General features: G+C 69.0%; 3 protein-coding genes. All 3 read left to right on the top strand.

Annotated elements, in window-relative coordinates:
- Positions 1–279: 279 nt before the first annotated feature.
- Positions 280–3,039, top strand: coding sequence for a TonB-dependent receptor plug domain-containing protein (locus AC1D15_RS17710; RefSeq protein ID WP_477827010.1), 2,760 nt, complete (start codon positions 280–282; stop codon positions 3,037–3,039).
- A gap of 80 nt (positions 3,040–3,119) precedes the next feature.
- Positions 3,120–3,404 carry an iron uptake protein gene (locus tag AC1D15_RS17705; RefSeq protein WP_477827009.1) on the top strand — a complete coding sequence of 95 codons (285 nt, stop codon included), beginning with the start codon at positions 3,120–3,122 and terminating at the stop codon, positions 3,402–3,404.
- Positions 3,405–3,430: 26 nt separating this feature from the next.
- A partial coding sequence (locus AC1D15_RS17700) for a PepSY-associated TM helix domain-containing protein (RefSeq protein WP_477827008.1) occupies positions 3,431–5,011 on the top strand: 1,581 nt, incomplete at its 3' end.

The raw sequence follows: 5,011 nt of genomic DNA, 5'->3' as shown, positions 1-5,011 counted from the left end.
GCCTGCGCCTGCGCGGCCTTGTTGAAGCTGCCGAGCTCGGCAACGCGCACGAAAGTCGACAACGCTCGCAGTTCATCCATGCCGGGAGCCTACCGCAGCCCTCGCGCCGCTCCCGCGCCCATGTCAGGGTTTGACATGGTGCGTCGCACATGGTCTTTTTCTTGCTCACGGGCCACAGTCCGTCACGGTCCGGCATCTGCCGACACCGACTGTGCGCCCCTGAGCCAGGCGCCCGGTTCCCCATCCACGCTCACCATCCCACCAGGAGGGAAGGATCACATGCAGAGAAGAACCAGGATCCATCGGGCCATCACCGTGGCCTTCAGCAGCGGCATGGCCTTGGCCAGCGCCCAGCAGGCAGCTGCCCAGGACACGACCCAACAGCAGCTGGAACGCGTGGAAATCACCGGATCGTCGATCCGGCGCGTCGACTCCGAGACGGCCCTGCCGGTCACGATCATCACGAAGGAGCAGATCGAGCGCAGCGGCGCAACCAACATCGAGGCGCTGTTGCAGCGCGTGTCGGCCAGCACCGGCCTGCAGTCGGACACCACCCAGGGGGCGGGCTACGCCACCTCGAACGCCAACATGCGCGGGCTGGGCGCCAACTCGACGCTCGTGCTGCTGAATGGCCGGCGGCTCGCGAACCACCCGTTCGGCAGCATCGGCGGCACCGTCGCGGTCGACCTGAACAGCATCCCGTTCGCCGCGCTGGAACGCATCGAGGTGCTGCGCGATGGTGCGTCGGCGGTCTACGGCACCGATGCGGTCGGCGGCGTCATCAACTTCATCACGCGCCGCGACTACAAAAGCGGACAGCTGACGCTGCGCTACGGCGACACGCAGGCGAATGTCGGCGGCAAGGAGAGCGGCCTGAGCCTCGCTTACGGACAGGGCGACCTGCCGAGCGACGGCTACAACCTGCTGTTCACCGCGAACTACCAGGACAACACCCGCATCCGCGCGATCGACCAGGGCTACTACAACCGCGGCATCACCGAGATCCCGGGCTCGGCGCCGCCGACCTCGGGCCGCGGCTTCCCGGGCCGGCTGGTCGACTTCGGCATCAGCCCCGGCGCCTACCTCGGCACCAACGGCTTCAASGACCCGAACTTCGCGCCCTGCGACCCGAAGCTCACCGTCGTCACCACCGCGGGCACCACGCCGAACGGCCAGCCCAAGCAGGCCTGCCGCTTCATCTACTCGGCCACGCTCGACAACATGCCCGACCAGACCAAGGGCGACCTGTTCGGCCGCCTGACGCTGCGCCTGGACCCGCAGAACGAGTTCTTCACCGAGGCGTCGTATGCACGCAACCACAACATCGGGCGCATCGCGCCGGTGCCGATCGACTCCACTGCGGGGCACCTGAACCCCGACACCGCCAGCTACCCGAGCTTCGCGATCCCCGTCACCAGCCCCTACTACCCGGCCGCACTGCTGGCGACGCTGGGCTACGCCCCACCGGCCAGCGGCATGGCCGAGATCTCGATGCGCGCCGTGCCGGTGGGCAACCGCATCAACGACAACGTCAACGAGCAGGTGCGCGCGGTGGCCGGGCTCAAGGGCACGGCGCAGGGCTGGGACTACGACACCGCGCTGACGGTGGCCCGCGGCAAGGGCACGCTGAGCTACTCGGGCTACATCAGCGAGCCGAAGTTCATCGCCGCGCTGGCCACCGGGCAGATCAACCCGTTCGGCCCCAGCGATGCGGCCGGCGAGGCGCTGCTGCGCTCGACGCTGCTCGAAGGCACGATGCGCAAGTCCACCAGCACCACGACCGTGCTCGACGGCAAGGCGAGCCGCGAGTTCCTCGAGCTGCCGGGCGGGCAGCTGGCGGCGGCCTTCGGCTTCGACCTGCGCCACGAGCAGGCCAAGGACACGCCGGTCAACGACGACTATCGCCAGGGCCTGCACATCGGCGGCGAGGGCTCGGTGCCCGAGACGCGCGCGAGCCGCAACGTGATCGCGGTGTTCACCGAGGTCACGGCCCCGTTCGCGAAGGGCTGGGAGGCCGGCCTCGCGGCCCGCTACGACCGCTACAACGACTTCGGCTCCAGCTTCAACCCGCGCGCCAGCCTGCGCTGGCAGCCGGCCAAGGAGGTGCTGCTGCGCACCGCGGCCGGTACCGGCTTCCGCGCGCCGTCGCTGTGGGACGTGAACAGCCCGCCGTCGATGACCAACACCGCCAACTCGCTGGTCGACCCGAACTGCCCGATCGCCGGCGACTCGCGCTGCGAGAGCCAGTTCAACGAGCGCTTCTCGTCGTCGAGCGACCTGAAGGCCGAGAAGTCGAAGCAGTTCTCGGCCGGCATCGTGCTGGAGCCGGTGAAGTGGCTGTCGACCTCGCTCGACTGGTGGCTGATCAAGAAGACGGACCAGATCAGCGTGGTCACGGGCGATGCCATCCTGACCGACCCGGTGCTGCTGGCGAAATTCGGCAGCCGCATCCACCGCACGGCCGACGGCTTCATCAGCTACATCGACACGCCGGTCGAGAACCTGGGTGACCTGCGCACCTCGGGCATCGACGTCGACGTGACGACGCGCTGGGCCCTGCCCTCGGTCGGCAAGCTGACGGTCGCGCTGAACGGCACCTACGTGGACACCTGGAAGCGCCAGGCCTCCAAGGACGGCCCGCTCACCGACTACGCCGGCACCGCCGGCGACGGCGGCAGCGTGCAGCCGCACCCGCGCTGGCAGCATTCGTTCAGCATCGACCTGCAGCGCGACACCTGGGGCGCGACGCTGGAGAACGTGTTCGTGAAGGGCTGGACCGAGTCGGCCGACCTGGTCGATGCCAACATCGGCGTGCACCAGGAGTACCACGTGAAGGACTCGAGCCGCTGGAACCTCTCGGGCGTCTACACCGGCCTGAAGGACTTCTCGGTGCGCCTGGGCGTGCGCAACCTGTTCGACGAGGAACCGCCGTTCACCGCGGTCGCGTCGTACGGCTCGCATGCCACCGGCTACGCGGCCTCGTTCGCCGACCCGCGCGGGCGCTTCTATTACGCGTCGCTGAGCTACCAGTTCAAGTAAGGCGGCACACGGCAGGCGCCTCGGGAGAGGCGCCTCCTTCGTGGATAATGATAAGAATCATTCTTATCGGCGTAGCTTCCATGCGAAGGATCCAGATCGTCTCCCGCGTTGCTGCCGGCGTGCTCGGCGGCTGGTCCTTCACCTGGGGCTTCGTGGTGCTGGGCATCGCGTTGATGCTGTCCGCCGGCATGCCGTATGCCGATGCGCAGACGCTGCTGTACCTCGTGGCCTTCCTGGTCTACCTCGTCGTGTTCTGCTGGTCGTTCGCGGCCGCGAGCACGGCGCGCGTCTGGCTCGTGCTGTTCGGCGGCGGCGCGGCGATGACCGGGCTCGGCTGGTGGATGACGCGGCTGCCTTCCACCTGAACCCGGCCTGACACCGGACACGCACCATGTTCCCCACCTTCCGACTGTCGATGACGTGGCTGCACACCTGGTTCGGGCTGGTGCTCGGCTATGTGCTGATCGTGGTCTTCTTCTTCGGCTCGCTGTCGGTGTTCGACCGCGAGATCGACCGCTGGGCGATCCCCGAGACGCGTTTCGCGCCGCAGCCGATGTCGTCGTTCGACACGATGCTCGCGCCGATCTTCGCGCGCATGACGCCCGAGGCCGACGAGCTGCAGGCCGCCGCGAAGCGCGTGCGCGGCCCGCTGCCGGCGACGCTCGCGCCGATGAACTGGGGCGCCTACACGACGCACCGCGACCCGGTGCTGTCGCTGTACGCCGAGTACGCGGTGCCGAACAACCCGGACGACCCCGACGACCATGTGCACGGCCATGTGACGATCGACCCGCGCAACGGCCGGCTGCTGCCGGACGACCGGCTGAAGATCGGCAGCGAGTTCTTCTACCCGATGCACTACGGGCTGAACCTGACCTGGAAGGACCTCGGGTACTGGATCGTCGGCTTCGCGGCGCTGGTGATGCTGGCGGCGCTGGTCTCGGGCGTGGTGATCCACCGCCGCATCTTCCGCGAGCTGTTCACCTTCCGCCCGCGCAAGCATGTGCAGCGCAGCACGCTCGACCTGCACAACCTGACCGGTGTGGTCGCGCTGCCCTTCCACTTCATGTTCGCGCTGACCGGCCTGACGGTGTTCGCGAGCATCTACCTGCCGGTCTCCGAGACGCTGCTGAAGCCGCAGGCGATGGCGGCGGCGATGGCCGACGCGAAGGCCAAGGGCCTGCCGTTCAAGCCGGCCGGCGTGCAGGCGCCGCTCGCATCGGTCGATGCGATGGTGGTCGAGGCGAAGCGCCGCTGGGCCGCGCGCGGCATGCCCGGCGAGGTCGGCTACCTGGTTGTGAACCACGTCGGCGACCGCAACAGCTACGTCACGCTGTACCGCGCCGGCAGCGACCGCGTGACGCTGGTCGGCCAGCCGATCCACTTCGAGGGCAGCACCGGCCGCGTGCTGCTGGAAGAGCCGGCGCCGAGCGCGGTGGCCAGCGTCAACGACTTCCTGACCGGCCTGCACCTGCAGCATTTCGAGCACTGGCTGCTGCGCTGGTTCTACGTGTTCGGCGGGCTGTCGGGCTGCCTCTGCATCGCCACCGGCTTCATCTTCTTCGTCGAGAAGCGCAAGCGCCAGCATGCCAAGGCCGGCACCGGTGGCGCGCGCTGGGCCGATGCGGTGGCCGTGGCAACCGTCACCGGCATGCTGGTCGCGACGCTGGCCATCCTGGTCGCGAACCGGCTGCTGCCCGCCGAGATGGCGCAGCGCGGCGACTGGGAGAAGGCGAGCTTCTGGGGCGCCTGGGTGATCGCGGCCGTGCATGCGCTGTGGCGCAGCGCGCCGGTGCGCGACGCGCGGCTGTCGCCGGCCTGGGCCGAGCAGTGCAGCGCCATCGCCGCGCTCGCGTTCGCCGCGGTGGCGCTGAACTGGATCACCACCGGCGACCACCTGGTCAAGACGCTCGGCGAGCGCTTCTGGCCGGTGGCGGGGCTCGACCTGGCGCTGCTGGTGGCCGGCGCGATC

It is taken from the genome of Rhizobacter sp. P2_H2, assembly GCF_056403375.1.
The sequence above is the reverse complement of the archived record's forward strand: the minus strand, read 5'-3'. Positions and strand labels throughout refer to the sequence as shown.

Excerpts from the sequence above, each read along its gene's own strand:
- AC1D15_RS17705 (WP_477827009.1), top strand. The coding sequence starts at position 3,120 with ATGCGAAGGATCCAGATCGTCTCCCGCGTTGCTGCCGGCGTGCTCGGC.